This is a genomic window from Olivibacter sp. CPCC 100613, from assembly GCF_036959255.1.
In the GTDB taxonomy this organism is placed as follows: Bacteria; Bacteroidota; Bacteroidia; order Sphingobacteriales; family Sphingobacteriaceae; genus Olivibacter.
Window position 1 is genome coordinate 708,785 of the sequence record NZ_JAWMTI010000001.1, and the last position, 20,808, is coordinate 729,592.

19 protein-coding genes are annotated in these 20,808 nt (G+C 40.0%); 14 read left to right on the plus strand and 5 right to left on the minus strand.

Annotated elements, in window-relative coordinates:
- Positions 1–12: 12 nt before the first annotated feature.
- The gene (locus tag RYH73_RS02715; RefSeq protein WP_335311720.1) at positions 13–591 is read right to left on the minus strand and encodes a C40 family peptidase; all 579 of its coding nucleotides are present in this window, start codon (positions 589–591) and stop codon (positions 13–15) included.
- A 331-nt stretch (positions 592–922) separates the two neighbouring features.
- Between RYH73_RS02715 and pdhA the strand changes: the two genes are divergently transcribed.
- The 4 genes from pdhA (at position 923) to RYH73_RS02735 (ending at position 6,256) form a co-directional block, all read left to right on the plus strand.
- Entirely contained in the window at positions 923–1,918 is a 996-nt protein-coding gene (pdhA, locus tag RYH73_RS02720) for a pyruvate dehydrogenase (acetyl-transferring) E1 component subunit alpha (RefSeq protein ID WP_335311721.1), read from the plus strand.
- Positions 1,919–1,969: 51 nt separating this feature from the next.
- Positions 1,970–3,610: a pyruvate dehydrogenase complex dihydrolipoamide acetyltransferase gene (locus RYH73_RS02725; protein WP_335311722.1), complete on the plus strand. Its 1,641-nt coding sequence runs from the start codon at positions 1,970–1,972 to the stop codon at positions 3,608–3,610.
- Positions 3,611–3,847: 237 nt separating this feature from the next.
- A complete protein-coding gene (gene pafA / locus RYH73_RS02730; RefSeq protein WP_335311723.1) occupies positions 3,848–5,491 on the plus strand; it encodes an alkaline phosphatase PafA in 1,644 nt (547 codons plus the stop codon).
- 192 nt (positions 5,492–5,683) lie between these two features.
- Positions 5,684–6,256: a hypothetical protein gene (locus RYH73_RS02735; protein WP_335311724.1), complete on the plus strand. Its 573-nt coding sequence runs from the start codon at positions 5,684–5,686 to the stop codon at positions 6,254–6,256.
- Here RYH73_RS02735 and RYH73_RS02740 read toward each other — a convergent pair.
- Complete coding sequence (locus RYH73_RS02740; protein WP_335311725.1) at positions 6,253–7,560, minus strand: M20/M25/M40 family metallo-hydrolase; 1,308 nt, start codon at positions 7,558–7,560, stop codon at positions 6,253–6,255. The two genes, RYH73_RS02735 and RYH73_RS02740, sit on opposite strands and share 4 nt — an antisense overlap.
- A gap of 227 nt (positions 7,561–7,787) precedes the next feature.
- Here RYH73_RS02740 and RYH73_RS02745 point away from each other — a divergent pair, with 227 nt between their 5' ends.
- From RYH73_RS02745 to RYH73_RS02790, 10 genes are all read left to right on the plus strand, one after another.
- Positions 7,788–8,102 (plus strand): rhodanese-like domain-containing protein, encoded by a 315-nt coding sequence (locus RYH73_RS02745; protein ID WP_335311726.1) that lies wholly within the window; start codon positions 7,788–7,790, stop codon positions 8,100–8,102.
- Between the two features lie 6 nt (positions 8,103–8,108).
- Positions 8,109–8,303, plus strand: a complete 195-nt coding sequence (locus tag RYH73_RS02750; RefSeq protein ID WP_335311727.1) for a DUF6358 family protein — start codon at positions 8,109–8,111, stop codon at positions 8,301–8,303.
- A 306-nt stretch (positions 8,304–8,609) separates the two neighbouring features.
- Positions 8,610–9,998, plus strand: coding sequence for an OmpA family protein (locus RYH73_RS02755; RefSeq protein ID WP_335311728.1), 1,389 nt, complete (start codon positions 8,610–8,612; stop codon positions 9,996–9,998).
- 95 nt (positions 9,999–10,093) lie between these two features.
- Positions 10,094–10,237, plus strand: coding sequence for a DUF6728 family protein (locus tag RYH73_RS02760; protein WP_335311729.1), 144 nt, complete (start codon positions 10,094–10,096; stop codon positions 10,235–10,237).
- Between the two features lie 10 nt (positions 10,238–10,247).
- Complete coding sequence (locus RYH73_RS02765) at positions 10,248–10,628, plus strand: RidA family protein (protein ID WP_335311730.1); 381 nt, start codon at positions 10,248–10,250, stop codon at positions 10,626–10,628.
- A gap of 17 nt (positions 10,629–10,645) precedes the next feature.
- Entirely contained in the window at positions 10,646–12,757 is a 2,112-nt protein-coding gene (gene recG, locus RYH73_RS02770) for an ATP-dependent DNA helicase RecG (protein WP_335311731.1), read from the plus strand.
- A 313-nt stretch (positions 12,758–13,070) separates the two neighbouring features.
- Positions 13,071–14,273, plus strand: coding sequence for a GTPase HflX (hflX, locus tag RYH73_RS02775; RefSeq protein ID WP_335311732.1), 1,203 nt, complete (start codon positions 13,071–13,073; stop codon positions 14,271–14,273).
- Between the two features lie 21 nt (positions 14,274–14,294).
- Complete coding sequence (gene rbfA, locus RYH73_RS02780) at positions 14,295–14,669, plus strand: 30S ribosome-binding factor RbfA (RefSeq protein ID WP_335311733.1); 375 nt, start codon at positions 14,295–14,297, stop codon at positions 14,667–14,669.
- Positions 14,670–14,709: 40 nt separating this feature from the next.
- A complete protein-coding gene (gene aat / locus RYH73_RS02785; protein ID WP_335311734.1) occupies positions 14,710–15,351 on the plus strand; it encodes a leucyl/phenylalanyl-tRNA--protein transferase in 642 nt (213 codons plus the stop codon).
- A 40-nt stretch (positions 15,352–15,391) separates the two neighbouring features.
- The gene (locus RYH73_RS02790; protein WP_335311735.1) at positions 15,392–15,994 is read left to right on the plus strand and encodes a trimeric intracellular cation channel family protein; all 603 of its coding nucleotides are present in this window, start codon (positions 15,392–15,394) and stop codon (positions 15,992–15,994) included.
- Between the two features lie 4 nt (positions 15,995–15,998).
- Here the strand turns inward: RYH73_RS02790 and def are convergent, their stop codons facing one another.
- Genes def through RYH73_RS02805 form a run of 3 tightly spaced genes read right to left on the minus strand, consistent with a single transcriptional unit; the run spans position 15,999 to position 20,768 of the window.
- Positions 15,999–16,571: a peptide deformylase gene (gene def / locus RYH73_RS02795; protein ID WP_335311736.1), complete on the minus strand. Its 573-nt coding sequence runs from the start codon at positions 16,569–16,571 to the stop codon at positions 15,999–16,001.
- Between the two features lie 49 nt (positions 16,572–16,620).
- Positions 16,621–17,853: a M16 family metallopeptidase gene (locus RYH73_RS02800; protein ID WP_335311737.1), complete on the minus strand. Its 1,233-nt coding sequence runs from the start codon at positions 17,851–17,853 to the stop codon at positions 16,621–16,623.
- 35 nt (positions 17,854–17,888) lie between these two features.
- A complete protein-coding gene (locus tag RYH73_RS02805; protein WP_335311738.1) occupies positions 17,889–20,768 on the minus strand; it encodes an outer membrane beta-barrel protein in 2,880 nt (959 codons plus the stop codon).
- Positions 20,769–20,808 lie beyond the last annotated feature (40 nt).

The window sequence follows — 20,808 nt, forward strand, 5'->3', positions numbered from 1 at the left end:
GCGGAGTCTCGCCTAGTTCAAATGGAGAACCTCTTCCTCCTCCGACCCGGTTTCGTTCTGCGCTTTCAGACTCATGCGACCTCCATTAAAATAATACCGTCTCCAATAGGCTTCATCAAGATTGCTGATCATAACCCCTCTACTTGTTGACGCGTGTGCAAATTTTCTATCACCTAAATAGACCCCAACATGGGTAATGCTTCTACTTCTTATTTTGAAAAATACTAAATCGCCCGGCTTCAATTCATTTTTGTTGATGGGGTCAACCTGTGTATAAATATTTCTGGAATTATTCCCAATGGAAGTGTTAAATACCTTTTCGTATACCTCATAGGCGAACTTAGAACAATCAATGCCCTTTTTTGTCTTACCGCCCAATCGATAAGGTGTTCCTATCCAATCATAAACAAACTGATATAGCTTTGTATTGGTGGATGCAGAAGCAGCTATTCCCATTATCTGAGAAAAGTATTCTTTAGCTAAGTTATCTGGATCTTCGGGTGAATTATTTTTTTCAGTGGAGGTTTGGGCCTGAAGGTTTAGTGACATGGCACCTAGTAGCATACATACTACCAAAAGCGTTTTTTTCATCCGAGTTAATTTACTTTTAAGGAAGCCGCCCAATCCACGCGTTCTGGTTGACTATCCGTTTAAGGTTAACAATGTTGTTTTCTAATGTAAAAATTTATCCATTCACTAAAACAGGTTGTGTCGCAAATCTAAACTAAAACTTTTACTTTGTCAAAAAAAGAAAACACAATTTTAACATTTTTTTGACATGTGTACTATATACCATACAGGCGAACAAAAAAAGGGAGAGAAAAACAAATAATAATTCACTTTCTCCCACGTACATTCTGTGAATATCGCAACAATTGATTAGATTTGCCTTCCAGTAAATTAAGTACACGAACATAAAGCGATGAGTTCAACACCAATAACAAAAGAAACATATCTAGAGTGGTATAAGTCGATGTTACTTATGCGTAAGTTTGAGGAAAAAGCAGGTCAACTTTACGGTCAACAAAAAATAAGAGGCTTTTGCCATCTATATATTGGACAAGAGGCTGTTGTTGCAGGTGCAATATCCGTTCTTCGTAAGGAAGATTCGATGATTACCGCTTACCGTGACCATGCCCACGCCCTAGCGAAAGGAATGAACGCCAATGCTGCTATGGCAGAGCTATTCGGAAAAGTGACAGGTTGCTCGAAGGGAAAAGGTGGATCGATGCACTTTTTTGATAAAGAAAACAATTTTGCAGGGGGACACGGCATTGTCGGCGGACAGATACCTTTAGGTGCCGGTCTTGCTTTTGCCGAAAAATACAATGGAACAGATAATGTTTGCGTTTGTTATATGGGTGACGGAGCGGTAAGACAGGGATCTTTAAATGAGACCTTTAATATGGCAATGCTCTGGAAGCTTCCTGTTATCTTCGTTTGCGAAAATAATGGCTATGCTATGGGTACTTCCGTTAAGCGTACCACCAACATGGTTGACATTTATAAAATGGGTTTAGGTTTTGACATGCCTAGTGCACCCGTAGACGGAATGGACGTTGTTGCCGTTCACAATGCGATGGATGAAGCTGTTCAGCGTGCAAGAAAAGGAGAAGGACCAACATTCTTAGAGATTCGTACCTATCGTTATAAAGGACACTCCATGTCGGACCCTGCCAAATACCGTACAAAAGAGGAATTGGAGCAGTATAAAGAGCGCGATCCGATTGCTGCGGTAAAACACGCTATTTTAGAGAATAAATATGCTGACGAGCAGTGGTTTGATCAAGAGGAGGCGGAAGTAAAACGCATTGTTGACGAAGCGGTTAAATTTGCCGAAGAATCAGCATATCCAAATCCTGAGGAGCTTTATACGGACGTTTATGTACAGCACGATTATCCATATATTATGGATTAAACCACGGTGCATTCTTAATAATTTAATTGATAAAAAAACCCAGATAATATTATGGCTGAAGTAGTTCGAATGCCTAAAATGAGTGACACCATGACAGAAGGTGTGATTGCAAAATGGCATAAAAAGGTAGGCGATAAGGTTAGCTCAGGAGATTTAATTGCTGAGGTTGAAACCGACAAGGCTACCATGGATTTTGAATCCTATCAGGAAGGCACGCTATTATACATAGGTCCTAAAGAAGGTGAAGCAGTTCCCATTGATGCTGTGATCGCTGTATTAGGAGAAGAAGGTGAAGATTATCAGGCATTACTTGATGGTAATGGCAATGATTCCTCTTCAGCAAAAGAAGATAAAAAAGAGGACGCGCCGGCACTGGAAGAAACCGAAGATGAGGATGAAGGAGAAGAAGTAAGCGCGGAATCATTGGGTGCAACTGTCGTTACGATGCCACTACTCAGCGATACCATGACGGAAGGTGTTATTGCAGAATGGCATTTCAAAGTCGGCGATAAGATAAAAAGTGACGATGTCATTGCAGACGTTGAAACGGACAAAGCGACTATGGAGGTAACTGCCTACGCTGAAGGTACCTTATTGTATGTTGGTGTAGAAAAAGGACAAGCAGCAAAAGTGAATGATATCATTGCTATCGTAGGAAAAGAAGGCACTGATGTAACTCCTTTACTTAAACAAAAAAGCAGTAAACCCAAAAAACAAGAAACGGCAAAGAAAGAGGAATCTGCTAGCAGCGCCCCCACGGAGGCAAGTCAGACAGCAAGTAAAGAGTCTGTATCAAGCGATTCGTCCCGTGTTAAAGCATCCCCTTTAGCGCGGAAAATTGCGCAAGAAAAAGGCATTGATTTAAATGAATTGAAAGGATCGGCAGAAAATGGTCGCATCATCAAAAAAGATGTTGAATCATTTACACCGGCCGCTAAGCAAACAGCTGCAGCTTCCGCTGCGCCAAACGCTGAAAGCAAATCAGTTACCATCCCGCAATTTATAGGTGAAGAAAGCTTTTCTGAGAAGCCTGTAACGCAAATGCGTAAAACGATTGCAAAACGCCTTTCGGAAAGCTTATTTACTGCCCCACATTTTTATGTGACAGTGAAAATTGATATGGATAGCGCCATTTCGGCCCGGAACAAAATCAATGAGGTTGCCCCTGTTAAGGTATCTTTCAACGATTTGGTTATTAAGGCTGTTGCAGTGGCTTTGAAACAGCATCCTAATGTTAATTCTTCATGGTTAGGCGATAAAATTCGCTATAATGAGCATGTTAACATTGGTGTTGCCATTGCTGTGGATGAAGGCCTGTTAGTTCCTGTTGTCCGCTTCGCTGATGGAAAGACTTTATCACATATATCAGCAGAAGTAAAAGACTTTGCGCAACGAGCCAAAGCAAAGAAACTACAACCAAAAGACTGGGAGGGCTCCACTTTTACGGTATCTAATTTAGGCATGTTCGGCGTGGACGAATTTACCGCGATCATCAACCCACCTGATTCCTGTATATTAGCCATTGGTGGAATACAGCAGGTTCCTGTAGTAAAGAATGGCGCAGTAGTTCCGGGTAACATCATGAAAGTTACCTTAAGCTGTGATCACCGTGTAGTGGATGGCGCTACAGGTGCAGCCTTCTTGCAGACGGTTAAATCATTATTGGAAGAACCGGTCCGGTTATTAGTATAAAAATTTTAAATAAGAAAAAGGCATCTACCCCAACAGGCAGATGCCTTTTTTCTTTCGTATACGTTTTTTGCTCTTTTATCGGTTACAGTCGTTTCCCTTAAACTAATTATTATTTATTTCTCTCTCTATCGTAGAAAAGAGCGATATAAAAACGAGTATAACAGAAAAATCACACGAGAAGTTACTAATTCAAAACTTTATTTACGATTTTGGCCGCAAACAAACAGTAATCGAAATATGATACTTAAACGACTATTACTTTTATGCTGTTGTATCAGCTTATACTGCGCACAAGCCCAACAGGTGGATAGACCCAAACTTGTGGTGGGCATTATGGTAGATCAAATGCGTTGGGATTATCTATATCGTTATTACGATCGATACACCGAGGGTGGCTTCAAACGCATGCTAAACAGTGGTTTCTCTTGTGAAAACACTTATATCAATTACATTCCAACAATTACTGCAATCGGCCATAGTTCGGTTTACACCGGCACAACACCCGCTATTCACGGGATTGCCGGAAATGACTTCATCATACAAGCTACCGGAAAAAGTATGTATTGTACCGAAGATGAATCCGTTAGCCCCCTTGGAACTGCACCCGAGAATGTAGCGGGCAAAATGTCGCCAAGAAATCTATTGGCATCAACGGTAACCGATGAGTTAAAACTGGCTTCCAATTTCCGTTCAAAGGTAATTGGAATAGCCATAAAAGATCGAGGTGCCATTTTACCTGCAGGCCATTTTGCTGATGCCGCTTATTGGTTCGATAACAGCGGCGACTGGATCAGTAGTTCTTACTATATGACGGACTTGCCAAAATGGGTTAAAGATTTTAATCAACAAAAACTTGCTGAAAAGTACTTAAAACAAGATTGGAATACCTTATATCCGATTGAAACCTATAAACAGAGCATTGAAGATAATAATCCGTACGAAGGCAAATTTAAAGGAACACAAGCACCAACATTCCCGGTTAAGACCTCTCAACTGCTAAAAGAAAACGGCCTCGGTTTAGTTGCTACAACACCTTATGGAAATACCTTAACGCTTGATTTAGCAAAAGCAGCCATCGACCATGAAGAACTAGGAAATAATGCCAGTGGTTTTACAGATTTTTTAGCAATCAGCATATCATCTCCCGATAAAATAGGGCATCAATTTGCCGTGAATTCAATAGAAGTCGAGGACAATTACCTACGGCTGGATAAAGATTTGGAAAATTTCTTTAATTACCTCGATAAAACGGTTGGACAGGGACAGTATACGGTGTTTTTAACTGCTGATCACGGTGCTGCCCATAACCCACAGTATTTCATGGACCAGCAGGGGAATGGGGGATATTTTAATTCCAAAGTGGTACAACAAGGATTGAATGAACAGTTAAAAGCAAAATTTAATACCGATAAGCTTGTCATCAGCTTATCAAATTATCAAGTTCATTTAAATAACATACTTATAAAGGAACAGCATCTTGATCGACAAGCCATTTGTGATGAGGCAGTAAAATATTTACGGAACATAGATGGGGTTGCTTTCGCCGCGGAAATGGATAAAGTATCGGAAGCAGCTATACCGGCGCGTATCAAAGAGCGCATTATAAACGGCTATAATTACAAACGTAGTGGCGCTATTCAGATTGTCTTAGAACCACAATGGTATGCCGGATCAGCAAAATCTACAGGCACCACACATGGTAACTGGAATCCGTACGATTCACATATACCGTTAGTATGGATGGGATGGGGTATTAAACATGGTGCAACGAACCGCGTCACCGCAATGACCGATATTGCGGCAACCGTCGCAGGTCTATTACACATCCAGGAGCCCAATGGAAGTATCGGTAATCCAATTATTGAAGTTTTGGCCCAATAGCTCATTTAAAACCCGCAGAGCGATGCGCATTCTCTGCGGGTTTTACCTATTCCATTCCTTTTCACGTCTTGATTTCTTCTGGAAGAAGATTTTAATTACCGATATCTTATTCATTTTTGAAGCTATCTATCGTCATGAACCTTTCGAGGTTTTGTATTCCTGTCTCTGAGAGGCAGACTTAATTCGATCAATATGTCTTCCCATCATATCGTAAAAGAGCAACAAGAACCTGCTTTAATTGTGGATTTTTTTCAAGATCTTGACCTCGAACTCCTTGGACAGCTATTGGAGTGGGCACCTACAGTTATCGCCAATCAAGAAAGTGCCCAATGGTTGTCGGAAAGAAACATCCATGTTGATGTGGTCCTTGGCGTAGGAGATCATCATGGCATTAAACAAGATGGACTTACTTTCCTCCGAGGGAACAGCGCTTCCTTCAAAGAAATTGCGCTAAACTATCTTGTTGAAAAAGGATACCAGGCCGTTAATATACTTTCTCAAGAGCTGCCGATAGATTTATTTCACCGCTTTACATCTCTTATTAACTTGGTGTTTATCAATGGCGAACGAAAAGTCTTTGCCATCAAGTCCGGTTTCAAAAAATGGAAACCCGCAGGCGAGGTTATCCACATTCTCGCAAACGAAACGCTTTTCCAAACAAAAGGCCTAAAAAAAGAGGGACATCAACAATATCAAACAACAAAGGATGGTTTTTTCGAGATTCACTTTCAAACAGCTCATTTACTTATTGCGGAGAATCTTTAATTCTTTAACGGCTCTAGCCGTGTTGGTGTATCCTTTCCCGCGACTATCGAGCGCGTCCCCAGGGCAATTGCATTAATTGAGGAAACAATGTTGTTGATATCCAAGGTTTGCAATTCGTCTTTCACGGTATGATAGTAATTATCCTTATCAATCTGCACAGTAGAAGCTGTATGTGCAGGAACGCCCAGCGCAGCCAAGGTTGCATTATCACTTCTATAAAAAAGGTTCTGTTCCGGGTAGGGGTCCGGATAGAATGAGAAACCGGTACCTTTCACATTATTTTGTAATATCTTACCAAGATCCGACTTTTCAAAACCGGTTAAGTACATAGCGTTCGGTCCAAATTTAGCGTCTTTGCCAATCATCTCTATATTAATCATCGCCATTACATCATCAGGATTAAGCTGCTTAGAAAAGTACTGCGAACCATAGCCTCCAGATTCCTCGGCAGTAAAGGCGGCAAAAACCAATGTTCGTTCGTTATCCTTTTGCTTAGCAAAAATCTTTGCTAAGCTTATTACTGCGGTAATTCCCGAAGCATCATCATCTGCACCATTTGCAATAGAATCTTGACCAACGGGCTTTAAAATGCCGATATGGTCATAATGTCCCGAAAAAATAACGAACTCATTCGGTTTGGATTTTCCCGGTAATATCCCCACGACATTAGCAAGCCCTTTATTTTCTACGGTACCTGTATAATTAACTCGAAAAGATTTGGGTTGTTTAGCATGTAAGACAAAAACAAATGAATTCTTTTTCTTCTGATCCGTATTTAATAATATCCTACCATTATCCGCATGTTGCTTCAAATAATTGAATTCCTTTGCGAAACGCTCGTCAACACAAACAATGGCGTTGATATCCTGCTGCGAAATCTCTCGGTATTTACTTCTGAAACTATCTCCTGCACTTATTGATAAAATACGCACTTCCGGATCCGTATTCCAATTAAGTCCTGCTTGATCACTCAGCACAAAACCCCTCTCCTCATCAATCTGCTCGCCATCGAATAAAATTTCGCACAGAGACGGTTTTATTTGCGTTGCCTGGAAGCCTTGTAAAAAATCGTCTTCACCGCCTTTAAGTGGTTGCAACCCCGCCTTCCTGAACTCTTCTCCGATAAAAGCAGCCGCCTCCTCTATTTCAGGAGTAAACACAGCTCTACCCTTCAATCGATCATCGGCTAAAGTTGAAATAATTCGCTGCACTTCTTGTTGATCGATACGGACAGCCACCTGTTTCTTTTGACTCGCACAAGCACCCATTATCAACGCTAAAAGAGAAAGGAAAAGCTTATGCATCAATGATCTATTTTTATACATAAAATATCACTTTAATTTTTGTTTCTTGTTAAAAATTTCCGGATTGTTGACATCAATCGATCAAAAATTCAACGATTCGCAAAACGCATCTAAACACCAATGTCCCCCGATTTGATGAACAAGAAAGTTTAGTTAAGTTTGGTAATAAAGTTAAACAAAATCCCTAGCTTTGACGATTAGAAGTATTAATTCTTAAAAGAAAGATTATGAAAGAAATAAGCGTAGAGGAGCTAAAGGAAAAAATCGATCAGCATGAAGATTTCCAACTAATAGATGTACGTGAGGAGTTCGAATATGAAACATCCAATCTGAATGGCGAGAATATTCCATTGGCCCAAGTCTTAATAGAAAAAGATAAAATCCGTAAAGACAAACCCGTGGTAGTACACTGTAGAAGTGGAAAGAGAAGTGCCCAAGCAATATTACTTTTAGAGAAAGAAGGTTATACTAACCTTGCGAATTTAGAAGGCGGTATTCTTGCTTGGCGCGATGCTTTCGACCCGGATATGCAGGTATATTAAATCAATATGGGCAAGCAAATTCTTTATAATATTTTCCTCAATATCGGTATTCTGGTTTTAGCCTATTGTACCATTGCTTCCTACAATGGGAAGCAATACGGCATTATGGCCGGAAGTATACTGGGGATCGCAGCGCTCATATACCTGAAGATTAAGCTCGCAAAAAAGGTGAAAGAAATAATCAGAAACGGCAAAAAATAAGTTTTTGTACTATATTTAAGTCAATATTGTAGCAATAGTAGACATTTTTTTAATGATTTTTTTTAGCCATTTTTTGATGTGCCTATAATTATCTAAACGATATATATGGAACGCAAAACACTTTAAAACAAGCGTTTATACAACAATTAACAGTAAGACACACTATCAAAGGGGGCTAAGAGAGGCAAATTGATCCCATCTTTTTTTTTGGAATAGTATTTGCTATTGTTGCATGAATAAAACTAATAACTATTTTTGTATACAAATTATACAATTAAAACTGTTTAACCTTTAAAAGAACGAAGTATGAACTATTCTACAATCAAAAAAGCAGTTACTTGCTCTTTGATTGCCGCCTTAGGTTTCACTGGGGCAGCTCAAGCACAAGATGCTAAAGTATTTGGCGGAAGAAGCCAATACAGAACTTGGTCCATTGGAGTCAATGGCGGTATAACATCTCCTAATGTACTAGTAGGAGGATCTAATGCTTTCGGACGCAAAGTGGGTCTTTTCGAAGCCCCTGTAAGAGAATATTACGGTATCAATATACGTAAACAATTCTCGAGCTGGTTCGGATTGCAATTAGATGCAAACAGAGGACGTATTTTTACGCATAACGCGGATGGACAAGCTCCGGAAGTATTACCTACTTATGGAAATGTCAACGGTATTAATGCACAGTCAGCACAAACTGATGTTCAATATGCAGTTAGTTTGAATGGTGTATTCCAATTTGCTACCATTGATTTCTTAAGAAGAGAAAACGCTGTTAACTTTTACGCTAGTGTAGGTTACGGATTGATGGCGTTTAATCCAGTAGGATACACCAACAATGATGGTACCGGTACTGAATGGAATAACAAAGGAAACTGGGGTGAAAGCTTAACAGATAGAGAATTTAAGGGTGATAAAGACTACACTCGTGAAGCTTTTATTCCAGTAGGTTTAGGTCTTAAATTTAAATTATCAGACCGTGTAGCTTTAGATTTAGGTTATACAATGAATTTTGTTGACACTAAACAATTGTTTGGACCAGTGGAAGGCAGAGCTAGCAATGATAAGTTCTCTTATACCCATGCTGGTTTAGAGTTCTCACTAGGAAGCAAAGACAAGCAAGATTTAAATTGGGCTAACCCAGTAGCTACTCTTTATGATGAGTTGAAAGACCCAGAATTGAGAAACGAAGTTGATGCGTTGAAACAACGTGTTAGCGCTCTTGAATCAACTGTTCAAGCGTTAAGCACTGACTCAGATGGTGATGGTGTTGCCGATAAATTCGACAAATGCCCTAACACACCAGCTGGTACTCAAGTTGATGGATCAGGATGTCCAATTAAATTCCCTGAGCCTGACACGACAGCTCTTTCAACCGGTTCTTATTCAAACATTCAGTTTGAATTCGATAGCTCCGTGTTGAAAACTAGCTCTTACCCAACTTTAGATCAAGTTTCTTCTGACTTACGTGCTAGCGGTGCTACGCTTACTTTAGAAGGTAACGCTTCTGAAGAAGGAACTGAGGAGTACAACTATCAGTTAGGTTTAGACCGTGCTAACTCTGTAAAGAACTACTTAGTTAACTCAGGTGTTGCTGCAGACCAAGTTAATGTGGTAAGCAATGGCGAAACTAAACCAGTTGCATCTAACGCTACTGAAGAAGGTCGTCAATTGAACCGTAACGTACAATTCAAAAAATAATCCTGTCTATTAAGCAGGTTATTATAGAAACCCTCGGAACAATGTTCCGAGGGTTTTTTCTTTGAATTCTCGTCAATCCACATTAATTTCGTAATATGTATTTTTTTTCCAAAAAGGATCGGAATCGCCCTAAAGAAAGTTTTAACTTGCGGGTAATGCATATCATTAACAAGGTAGCGATTACGCTCTTTTTACTCGGAATTTTGTATAAACTTATCAACTGGTTTTTTCTTCGTTAGTTCAGATCATATGAAAGAAATCATTAACACAAACAATGCCCCTGCACCTATCGGCCCCTATAATCAAGCTATTAAAGCTGGTAATACAATCTATGTCTCTGGTCAAATTGCTTTATCGCCTCAAACCGGGAGCTTAGTTTTAGATAGTATAGCAGCACAAACCAAACAGGTTCTGGAAAATCTGCATGCTATTTTAGAAGAAGCGGGTTATTCTTTTGCCGATGTAGCTAAAACGAGTATTTTCCTTACCGACATGGCCAACTTCAATATAGTAAATGAAGTATATGGTGAATATTTCACAGAAAATGCTCCAGCGCGAGAAACCGTCGCTGTTAAAGGACTTCCCAAGGGAGTTGATGTTGAAATCTCTTGTATTGCCTGGAAAGCCTAACTGCTAGCCCCACGTAAATGTCCGCGATTGAATATGGTTTACATACGCCAATAGAATACTTAAAGGGAGTTGGTCCACAAAAGGCAGACGTACTGAAAAAAGAACTGGCGGTATTTACTTTTGGTGATCTTGTATATTATTATCCTTTCCGCTATATAGACCGAACCAAATATTATAAGATTAACGAATTACATCCTGATCTTCCTTCCGCTCAGATTTTAGGCCGATTAATTGCCGTTGAACAAATAGGACAAAAACGGGGCAAACGACTGGTTGCGCAATTTAAAGATGAGACGGGATCAATGGAACTTGTCTGGTTTCAAAGCATCCGATGGTTGGAAAAAAGTCTCAAAATTGGTTCTGTATATATCATATTCGGAAAACCAGCACTTTTCAACGGTCAATTTTCCATGACACATCCTGAAATGGAGCTCTACAATACAGCCGATAAAAATGTTGGCAATCCCAGTTTACAGCCTGTTTATCGATCAACGGAGAAGCTCAAGCAATTTTTTCTAGATACAAAAGGGATTCAACGACTGCAAGAAGGGTTAATTGCCTGGGCTTCAAAAAAAATGGCGGAGACCCTTCCGTCCTATATTCTAAAAAAGCAACAGCTAACCTCCAAAGCGGAAGCGATTACCAATATTCATTTTCCTTCTAGTGTGGAGGAATTAAAATCAGCCGAGAGGCGTCTTAAGTTTGAAGAATTGTTTTTTATACAACTCAAATTGTTGAAGAATAAGTTACTTCAAACACATAAGTTCAAAGGCCACGTTTTTGATAAAGTTGGAAGCAATTTCAACACGTTCTATCAAGAACACCTCCCTTTTCCATTGACGGGTGCTCAAAAGAGAGTTATTAAAGAAATTAGACATGACACACATACCGGCGCGCAGATGAATAGGCTCTTACAAGGAGACGTGGGGAGTGGAAAAACAGTTGTAGCGCTCATGACCATGCTGTTAGCTGTCGACAATGGTTGCCAGGCTTGCATGATGGCACCCACCGAAATACTTGCTCAGCAACACTTCAATGCTTTAATTTCTTTGATTGGTAATTTACCCATCTCCATTAAGCTATTGAGCGGTTCGACGCCCAAAAAGGAGCGAAAAAGTCTTCACGAAAGTCTGCTGGATGGGACTTTAGATATATTAGTTGGCACGCACGCACTTATCGAAGATACGGTACAATTTAAAAATTTAGGTTTAGTTGTAATTGACGAGCAGCATCGTTTCGGTGTTGAGCAACGTGCAAAATTATGGCGAAAAAATCCTATACCTCCACATATGCTTGTTATGACCGCGACACCGATTCCGCGTACATTAGCCATGACCCTCTATGGGGACTTAGACGTATCCGTAATCGATGAATTGCCGGCTGGAAGAAAACCCATCAAAACGCTTCATCTATTTGAAAGTAGCCGATTAAGGATGTTCGGCTTTATGCGTGAGGAAATTAGCAAGGGGAGACAGGTATATGTCGTATATCCGCTGATTAAGGAAAGCGAAAAGCTCGATTTAATGCATTTGGAGGCCGGTATTGAAAATCTAGCGCGCGAATTCCCCTTACCCGAATACACAATCAGTATTGTGCATGGAAAAATGTCAGCTAAAGACAAAGATTTTGAAATGCAGCGCTTTGTAAAAGGCGAGACACAGATCATGGTGGCCACCACAGTTATAGAAGTTGGTGTAAATGTGCCGAATGCTACTGTCATGATTATTGAAAACGCGGAGCGCTTTGGTCTTTCGCAATTGCATCAATTACGCGGTCGCGTAGGTAGAGGAGGCGAACAATCTTTTTGTATTTTGATGTCATCCAATAAGCTCAGTAATGAAGGTAAGCTAAGGCTTAACACGATGGTTAAAACCAATGATGGATTCGAAATTGCTGAAACTGACCTTCAGCTGAGAGGCCCCGGAGATATCGCAGGAACCCAACAAAGTGGGGTATTGGATCTGAAATTGGCTGATTTGAGTACCGATCAGCAACTACTCCAAGAAGCAAGAAATTTAGTAATCGACCTATTTAAACACGATCCTAAGCTTGAAAATCCGGAAAATCAACTACTTCATAGATACCTTTTAGAACGAGGCAACGGTATCAGTTGGGATAAAATTTCTTAATATATGGATTTTAGCTATAAAACGCTTAACTTTGTGGCATCAAATCATTTCACTTTACATTAAATTATTTTTATGTAATAACATGCTAGTCAACATTATCGCTGCCAAATACTGGTTGTAGATGCGGTATATTGATAAGTATGAACTTTTCACATGCAATAAACCTCATCCGTAACCGTATTGACTTAAGTTTCAGGCACGATTCTTTCATTGCAAAAGAGATGCAAGGAGCTACGTTATCTGTACTGTTAAATTACATATAAACCTAGCTTATAGAACTATTATTAGTAATTTTAATTCCTTAAGAATACCTATGGCCATAAAAAAAATATATGATACTGCAATAAAACCTGAAAGAGCTGTTTTAGTGGGCATTATAACCCCAAACGAAACGGAAGATCAGGAAAAAGAATACCTTGAAGAGTTAGCCTTTCTGGTTGAAACCGCAGGCGGAGAAACAATCAATAGTTTTACGCAACGAGTGCAGAGGCCAGATAGAGCGACCTTTGTGGGTAGTGGAAAACTGGATGAAATTAAAGCGTATGTAAATGCTGAGGAGGCGGATATGGTTGTATTTGATGACGAGCTGAGCCCTTCTCAACTAAGAAATATCGAAAATGAATTGAAGATCAAAATATTAGATCGAAGCAATCTAATATTAGACATCTTTGCCAACCGTGCAAAAACCGCACAAGCAAAAACACAGGTTGAGCTTGCTCAATTACAATACTTGTTGCCTCGACTGACACGAATGTGGACTCACTTGGAACGTCAGAAAGGTGGTATTGGTATGAGGGGGCCGGGGGAAACACAGATCGAGAGTGACCGTCGGATGATCCTAAATAAAATTTCTTTATTAAAAGAAAAGTTGAAGCAGATTGATAAGCAAAATGAAACGCAGCGGAAAAATAGAGGCGAGCTAATCCGGGTAGCTTTGGTTGGTTACACAAATGTTGGCAAATCGACGATTATGAACATGATTTCTAAGTCAGAAGTTTTTGCAGAGAACAAGTTATTCGCCACGTTGGACACCACTGTTAGAAAAGTTGTTGTGGACAATCTCCCGTTCCTATTATCAGACACGGTAGGCTTTATTAGGAAGTTGCCTCATCATTTAGTTGAATGCTTCAAGTCGACCTTAGATGAGGTACGGGAGGCTGATATTTTAGTCCATGTTGTGGACATCTCCCATCCCAATTTTGAGGATCATATTAATACAGTGAACGAGACATTAAAAGATTTAGGTGCGATTGATAAACCGATGATTACTGTTTTTAACAAAATTGATGCCTATAAACCGGTAGAGACAACGAGTGAGGATCATGGGAACGAGGAAGGAAAGAACGGTATCACGATCGACGATTTTAAGAACAGCTGGATGGCAAAACATAGCAGCCCTGCTGTTTTCATTTCTGCAACAGAAAAAAAGAATATCGAAGAATTTAGGCAACTTTTATACAACAAAGTAATCAAAATTCATACGGCCCGATACCCGTATAATAATTTGTTATATTAATCATTATTAAGTAATTGAAACATGGGATCAACAGAGAGTAAAAGACAACAACGCTTTGCTAGTGTAATCCAACAGGATTTAGCCGACATATTTCAGCGAGAAGGGATGGTATGGGCTCCTGATACACTGGTGACCGTTACACGTGTTAGGGTTACACCAGACTTAGCCATTGCCCGTATTTATCTGAGCTTCCTTAACGCAAAGAACGTACAAGAAACGATTGCCAATATAAAAAGTCATGCGGGCGAGATCAGGTATAAATTAGGTAGTCGCATCAAGAATCAGGCGCGTATTGTACCTCACTTAGAGTTTTTCGTTGATGATACAAATGAGTATGTGGAACGCATGGACAAACTTTTTGAAAAAATCAGTAAAGAGCCGAGGCAAGAAGACTAATCAGGCACAATCTGCAATTATTGGTTTTTATTCAATATGAATGCTTTTTCAGCTTAACGAAGACGATTATTGGTTTCCATCCCCCTCCTTAGCTGAGGAGGATGGCTTACTCGCAATCGGTGGTGATCTTCAGACAGAACGACTTCGATGTGCTTACGCGCAAGGGATTTTTCCTTGGTATGATGAAAGCACACCCATATTATGGTATGCCCCTCCTAACCGTTTTGTATTGTTTCCACAAGATTTGAAAATCAGCAAAAGCATGCGCAAAGAGATGCGAACCAACAAGTATCATATTACTTACAATAAAGCCTTTGCACAAGTAATTCACCACTGTTCTTCCGTCCCAAGGAAAGGGCAACAAGGCACATGGATTACGGAAGAGATGCAAAAAGCCTATATCAAATTACACCAAGAAGGCTTTGCTATGTCGGTAGAAGTTTGGGAAGCAGAACAGTTGCTTGGAGGACTATATGGTGTTGTCTGCGGAAAAAGAAATCACGTATTTTGTGGTGAAAGTATGTTTTCATTGGTTCCCAATACGAGTAAACTAGCGTTAACTGCACTTTGCTTATCCGATCAATTTGAGTTAATAGATTGCCAAATTGAAAGTGAGCACCTTAAATCCATGGGCGCACAATTTATTTCTGCAAAAAGCTATTATCAGCTATTGCAAGCTTAGCATTTAAATCTTAGTTTAGTGATAATCAAATATAGCCTGTGTGGACTTACTGTATCAGATAGACTTAATCGGCGCTTTAGTTTTTGCTATTTCGGGAGCGATGGCCGCGGCCGATCATAAAATAGATATTTTCGGCGCCGCTTTCACCGGCTTTGTGACTGCTATCGGTGGTGGTAGTTTGCGAGATATTTTCCTGAACACCAGACCAGTATGGGTAGATGACCGGAACTATCTATTAGCAATTTTGATAGGCGTAATTATCGCGACAACCACACATCGCTATCTGGGCAAAATAAGAAGAACCTTATTTATGTTCGATGCGTTAGGTATCAGTTTTTTCACCATTGTTGGCTTACAAAAATCACTTGCAGCAGATAGCAGCGAGATTGCCGCTGTTGTATTAGGTATGTTTTCTGCAGTTATGGGTGGCGTAACACGTGACACGTTAATGAACGAAACACCCCTTATATTTCGCAGGGAGATTTATGCTACTGCTTGTCTATCTGGAGCCATCTCCTTTATTGTACTGGCAGGTTTTGGTGTCAATGAGAATCTGAACGCCTTTATCAGCGCCTCGCTTATATTTATTATCCGGATAATTTCCGTGCGTTATAAACTGTCATTACCCATCGTAGGCGGGTAACGGTTTACCGTTTCTTTTTTTGTGCAGGAAACTTCATTTTATAATCCACTTTCACCTGGCCTTTGGAAATCGCGTCAAGTTTGGACTTAAGCATCGCTTTGCGCAATACGCTTAACCTATCCGTAAACAGTTTGCCTTCGATATGGTCATACTCATGTTGAATAACCCTGGCGGCAAGTCCATCGTATTTTTCACGATGCTCTACCCAATTTTCGTCAAAGTACCTAATATGTATCGTTGCATGCCGGCTAACATCTTCTCTGATATCAGGAATACTTAAGCAACCCTCATTAAATTCCCACTTTTCTCCTTCTTCTTCTTCAATAGAAGCGTTGATGAATACCTTTTTGAAATCTTTCAATTCAGGCGCATCATCCTCTGCGAAAGGAGATGCATCCACCACAAACAGTCGAATAGAAAGTCCTACTTGTGGTGCGGCGATACCAACACCGTGTGCAGCATACATTGTATCGAACAAATTCGCGATTAGCATATCCAATTCAGGATAATTTTTATCTATATCAGTGGCTTTGCGCTTTAGTACCGGATCTCCGTATGCTATTATTGGTAATTTCATTTTGCAAAGTAAAAATTAAAAAATAAAAATTAAAAGTCCGACTCTTTATTTATTCCTGCTCAGGAATAAAATCTAGCTGACTAAGTTGGGACTCATCAAATATTTCATTTGAAATTGCGAGCAGCTCTTCTGCGTTAACTTTCTTTATTTGCTCCACAACTTCTTCGAGCGTGTTCACCTTGTCGTAGTCTAGTAAATTTTTCGCCATCGAGATAAGTACGCCCATCCGATTCTCCTCTCCTAATGCAATCTGACCGATAAATTTTTGTTTCGCCTGATGCAGCTGTAAGCTTCCCAGCTTGGCATCTCGCAACTTTTTAAGCTCTTTATTGACCAATTTTCGGGCACGATCCGCCTTATCGGCATCGGTTCCATAATAAATGGAAAACATACCGGTATCTGTAAAGGGGGTATAGTTTGACTCGATTGTGTAGGCTATTCCGTACTTTTCGCGAATTTGAAGGTTTAATCTAGAGCTCATACCCATTCCCCCTAAAAGATTATTCAGCACCATCAGACCGATTTTGCGATCATCATGTAAAGAATAAGCTATATTCCCAATACTAACATGTGTTTGAGCGATCGGTTTTGCAACTTCCTTTCGAACAGGATGATAGTGGACATCCATGTTTCTTACTCGCTTTGATAGGTTTGCAGGAATCTTTGCCAGGATAGATTCTGCTAAGCGCTGCACTTTCTTCCAGTCATAGTTTCCCGTTATTGCTAAAACAATTTGATCAGTACAATAATTTTCTTTGAGAAATTGAAAGACACTTTGTCGTGTTATCCCTTTAAGAGATTCGCTGGTTCCCAAAATATTATGACCCAGCGCATGTCGATCAAATAATAAATCTTCGAAATCATCTGCAATCGAATCTTCAGGACTATCCTGATAAGAAGCTATTTCGTCAAGAATGACACTTTTTTCCTTTTCCATCTCCGATTCAGGGAATACTGAATGGAAAATAATATCTTCGAAAAGATCCAGTACGCGTGGTAGATGGTCCTTTAGAAAAGACGCATGTACACAGGTATACTCTTTTGTCGTATAGGCATTGAGATCTGCTCCCACTGATTCAAGGTGATTCAAAATCTGATTGGTACTTCGTCTTTCCGTGCGTTTAAACAATAGATGCTCCACAAAATGAGCCATTCCGTATTGTTCTGAAAGCTCATCTCGTGTTCCTGCATTGATTAAAATACAAGCATGAGATACAACGGTATCCGCAGGTTTTAACAGTACACGGATACCATTAGATAAATGAATGATTTGATGATCCATTGTGGTGGACAAACATAGACAAAAATGCGGGGATATTAAAATCCGCCAGGTCTTCCACCCCTTTCGCCCATCGGCCGATCGCCTCTTTCCCAACGCCCCGGACCGCTATCATCCGGCATTGCTCCAGACCGCCCCGCAAACTTTTGGAAACGATACGTAAAAGATAACATAAAGTAGCGTGCCAAGCGATTGGACCTGCTATCCGAAATTCTATTTTCCGTAACCAATCTGGAGATATTCACCTGCTCGTTTAGCAAATCGAAAGCTTGCAGTCGTAACATGCCATTTTTATTTTTAAAGAACTGTTTCTCTAAAAAGGTATTAATGATCAAGGGGTTTGCTTGCACATTACCTTCATAACCATTGTTACTCGTCTTTGCTACATCGAAATTCCATAGTAAGGTGGGGGTAATATAAATATTGCCGTACAGGGAAGCTGCCCAAGTCGTGATATTCTGGTTGCTTCGGTCCTGCAGGCTATTTTTTGTGGTATTGTAGGTAAAATCTACTCCAGGTCTGATTTCCAACCAATCCTTCGGATTTATCTGTACGTTGAGCCCCTGATTCAACACCCAGTTTTTGGCTTCGTTCTCAACTGAGTTTGCATAAGAGATATTATTATTAAAATTCGCTGAGCCCCGAAGAGATACCACGTATTTACGATTATTAAAAGGTTTTGCATAATGGTAAAAACCACGGGCGTTATAGTTCCCACTGGTATTCAAATACTGCGTTTCTTGCACCACTCCTAGACTATCATCCACCGTGGTGATACGATTTGTTGTGATTTTATCTTGAGTAACATTTGCATTCAACACAGCGAAGAAAATATTACCGGATTTAAAATCGAAATTGCGATAGCGTAAGTTTAAGGTATGATTAAACTCAGCAGCCAAATTGGGATTACCTGTTGTCGGAAAATTTGGATTAGAAACATCCGTTATCGGTTGCAACTGAGAAAAGGTCGGTTCACTTGCATTCCCTCTGTATTCCACATTCAAGGAACGAGTTCTAGAAGCTTTATATTCGAAGCGAGCCACCGGAACAAAATAAAATCCATTTCTTCCAAAAGACAAATCTTGTCCGGCCAAGTTGGTGTGGCCAGTTAATCGGGTAGGTAAAACGGTAGCACCTAATTGATAAACAAACTTGTCCGTTCTATAACGATACGTCACACCCGCACGATGAGTGGAAAAAGTATACTCATAAAAATTACTTAAGGAAGGATTGGGTATACTATTACCTGCTAAATCCATCGAATTTGCTTGCCGATCATTATCGTAGTTCGCGAAATTAAAATCATACGTAAATTCCAGATTGCTTTTATCTGTGAGCGGCTCGATATAAGAGAGAGAAGTCCCCCCGTTTAATCCTTTATTGTTTAGATCGACTAATTGTCTTTGATAGATGCGCGCACTATCTAGATCATTACTAAAGGTAATATTGTTGATAATTCTGTCTAAATCTTGGTCTGTTTTAGCCGAATTTAAGGAAAAGTTAAAGAAAACATTCCGTCCACGGTCATTTATTTTATAATTTAACAACCCACTCCCCCCAAAATTGGGTGTAAAGGACTTATCATTATTTATATTTTCAATTTTGTTTGACAAAATACCATTTATTTGCTGATTCGTCAGTTCGTAACTACTACTATTGTTATTTCCTATACTCAATGTGGGAGAGAGTTTTAGAAATAATTGATTATTCGGTTTATATTCCACATTCCAATCGAAACGATGATTATTACTGATAGCGTTGCTCGTTGCGTTTGTACTTCTTAAGATTGTCGTATCAACGAAAAAATCCTGAATAGAATTCGTGCTCATTACGCTGTTATCACTGTGATTATAGCTGTAATTGCCATACGTTGTCCACTTGTCATTAAAGTCCTTTCGATAATTGAATCCGGCCGAATAAGAGTCTGTCAATCCATTACTTCCTCCACCAAAGCCACCGGGGCCGCCGAAACCGCCTCCCATTCTTCTCCCACCCCCGCCGGGCATCCTTCTGGCTCCTCCCCCTCTTGCATTGAAGTCAAAGGCTTGATTGTTGTTATTATTCGCATTAACCAACACAGAAAATTGGCGCGATCCCGTGAACGAATTATACATACCGCCTAGCTGGTAACGATATCCGTCATCTCCATCCGGTTTGGTTCCCATACCGGCACCGAATTGCCCAAAGTTACCATTGTTATTCTCTTCCGCAATCGTTATGTTCAACACCTTCTCGGGCTCCCCTGTCCTATTCCCCGTTAAATTAGCCTGATCACCATAATCGTCGACAATCTGAATCTTCTCAATTATGTCAGCCGGTAAATTTTTGGTTGCTGTTTTCACATCGCCTCCAAAAAAATCTTTCCCATTAATTCTAACTCTTGCTACACTTTCCCCTTGTGCCTGTACATTTCCATCTTTATCTACTTCTACGCCATCCAGCTTTTTTATGAGTTCCTCCGTCATAGCATTCGGCCGCACACGATAGTCCTTCGCATTATACTCAATGGTATCTTCCTTCATTGTTACTAAAGTGCCGCCCGTTACATTGACTACGTCTAATAGTTGGGACTCAAATGACATAACTAGTGGTGCTAATTCAAGCGCGTTTTGACCATTGAAGGTAAAGCTTTTGCTGAGGGGTCTGAAACCGAGACTCGTGATCAATAAGTTAAAACTTGTTGCTTTCACATTTTTGAAGGAAAACTTTCCATCAACGTCACTACTTGCCTGAAGTGTATCCTGAGGAGACATCAACTTAACAGATGCTGCTATTACACTAAGTCCTGTACTATCTCTTAATACACCATTTACTACTTTACCCGATTGTGTTTGCGCCTTAACAGAAAGAAGGCTTAATCCAAAGAAAAAAGAAAGAAGGAAACTTCTAATCAACAGGTTGATTTTTTTGTAGCGCATTTTGTTTTAATCGTTATCTTTTGGTATTAATTTGATTATA

Excerpts from the sequence above, each read along its gene's own strand:
- RYH73_RS02750 (WP_335311727.1), top strand. The coding sequence starts at position 8,109 with ATGGGCAAGCAAATTCTTTATAATATTTTCCTCAATATCGGTATTCTG.
- hflX (WP_335311732.1), top strand. The coding sequence starts at position 13,071 with ATGGCCATAAAAAAAATATATGATACTGCAATAAAACCTGAAAGAGCT.
- RYH73_RS02735 (WP_335311724.1), top strand. The coding sequence starts at position 5,684 with ATGTCTTCCCATCATATCGTAAAAGAGCAACAAGAACCTGCTTTAATT.
- RYH73_RS02745 (WP_335311726.1), top strand. The coding sequence starts at position 7,788 with ATGAAAGAAATAAGCGTAGAGGAGCTAAAGGAAAAAATCGATCAGCAT.
- RYH73_RS02755 (WP_335311728.1), top strand. The coding sequence starts at position 8,610 with ATGAACTATTCTACAATCAAAAAAGCAGTTACTTGCTCTTTGATTGCC.
- RYH73_RS02740 (WP_335311725.1), bottom strand. The coding sequence starts at position 7,560 with ATGCATAAGCTTTTCCTTTCTCTTTTAGCGTTGATAATGGGTGCTTGT.
- RYH73_RS02715 (WP_335311720.1), bottom strand. The coding sequence starts at position 591 with ATGAAAAAAACGCTTTTGGTAGTATGTATGCTACTAGGTGCCATGTCA.
- pdhA (WP_335311721.1), top strand. The coding sequence starts at position 923 with ATGAGTTCAACACCAATAACAAAAGAAACATATCTAGAGTGGTATAAG.
- RYH73_RS02760 (WP_335311729.1), top strand. The coding sequence starts at position 10,094 with ATGTATTTTTTTTCCAAAAAGGATCGGAATCGCCCTAAAGAAAGTTTT.
- aat (WP_335311734.1), top strand. The coding sequence starts at position 14,710 with ATGCTTTTTCAGCTTAACGAAGACGATTATTGGTTTCCATCCCCCTCC.
- RYH73_RS02805 (WP_335311738.1), bottom strand. The coding sequence starts at position 20,768 with ATGCGCTACAAAAAAATCAACCTGTTGATTAGAAGTTTCCTTCTTTCT.
- RYH73_RS02800 (WP_335311737.1), bottom strand. The coding sequence starts at position 17,853 with ATGGATCATCAAATCATTCATTTATCTAATGGTATCCGTGTACTGTTA.
- pafA (WP_335311723.1), top strand. The coding sequence starts at position 3,848 with ATGATACTTAAACGACTATTACTTTTATGCTGTTGTATCAGCTTATAC.
- RYH73_RS02725 (WP_335311722.1), top strand. The coding sequence starts at position 1,970 with ATGGCTGAAGTAGTTCGAATGCCTAAAATGAGTGACACCATGACAGAA.
- recG (WP_335311731.1), top strand. The coding sequence starts at position 10,646 with ATGTCCGCGATTGAATATGGTTTACATACGCCAATAGAATACTTAAAG.
- def (WP_335311736.1), bottom strand. The coding sequence starts at position 16,571 with ATGAAATTACCAATAATAGCATACGGAGATCCGGTACTAAAGCGCAAA.
- rbfA (WP_335311733.1), top strand. The coding sequence starts at position 14,295 with ATGGGATCAACAGAGAGTAAAAGACAACAACGCTTTGCTAGTGTAATC.
- RYH73_RS02765 (WP_335311730.1), top strand. The coding sequence starts at position 10,248 with ATGAAAGAAATCATTAACACAAACAATGCCCCTGCACCTATCGGCCCC.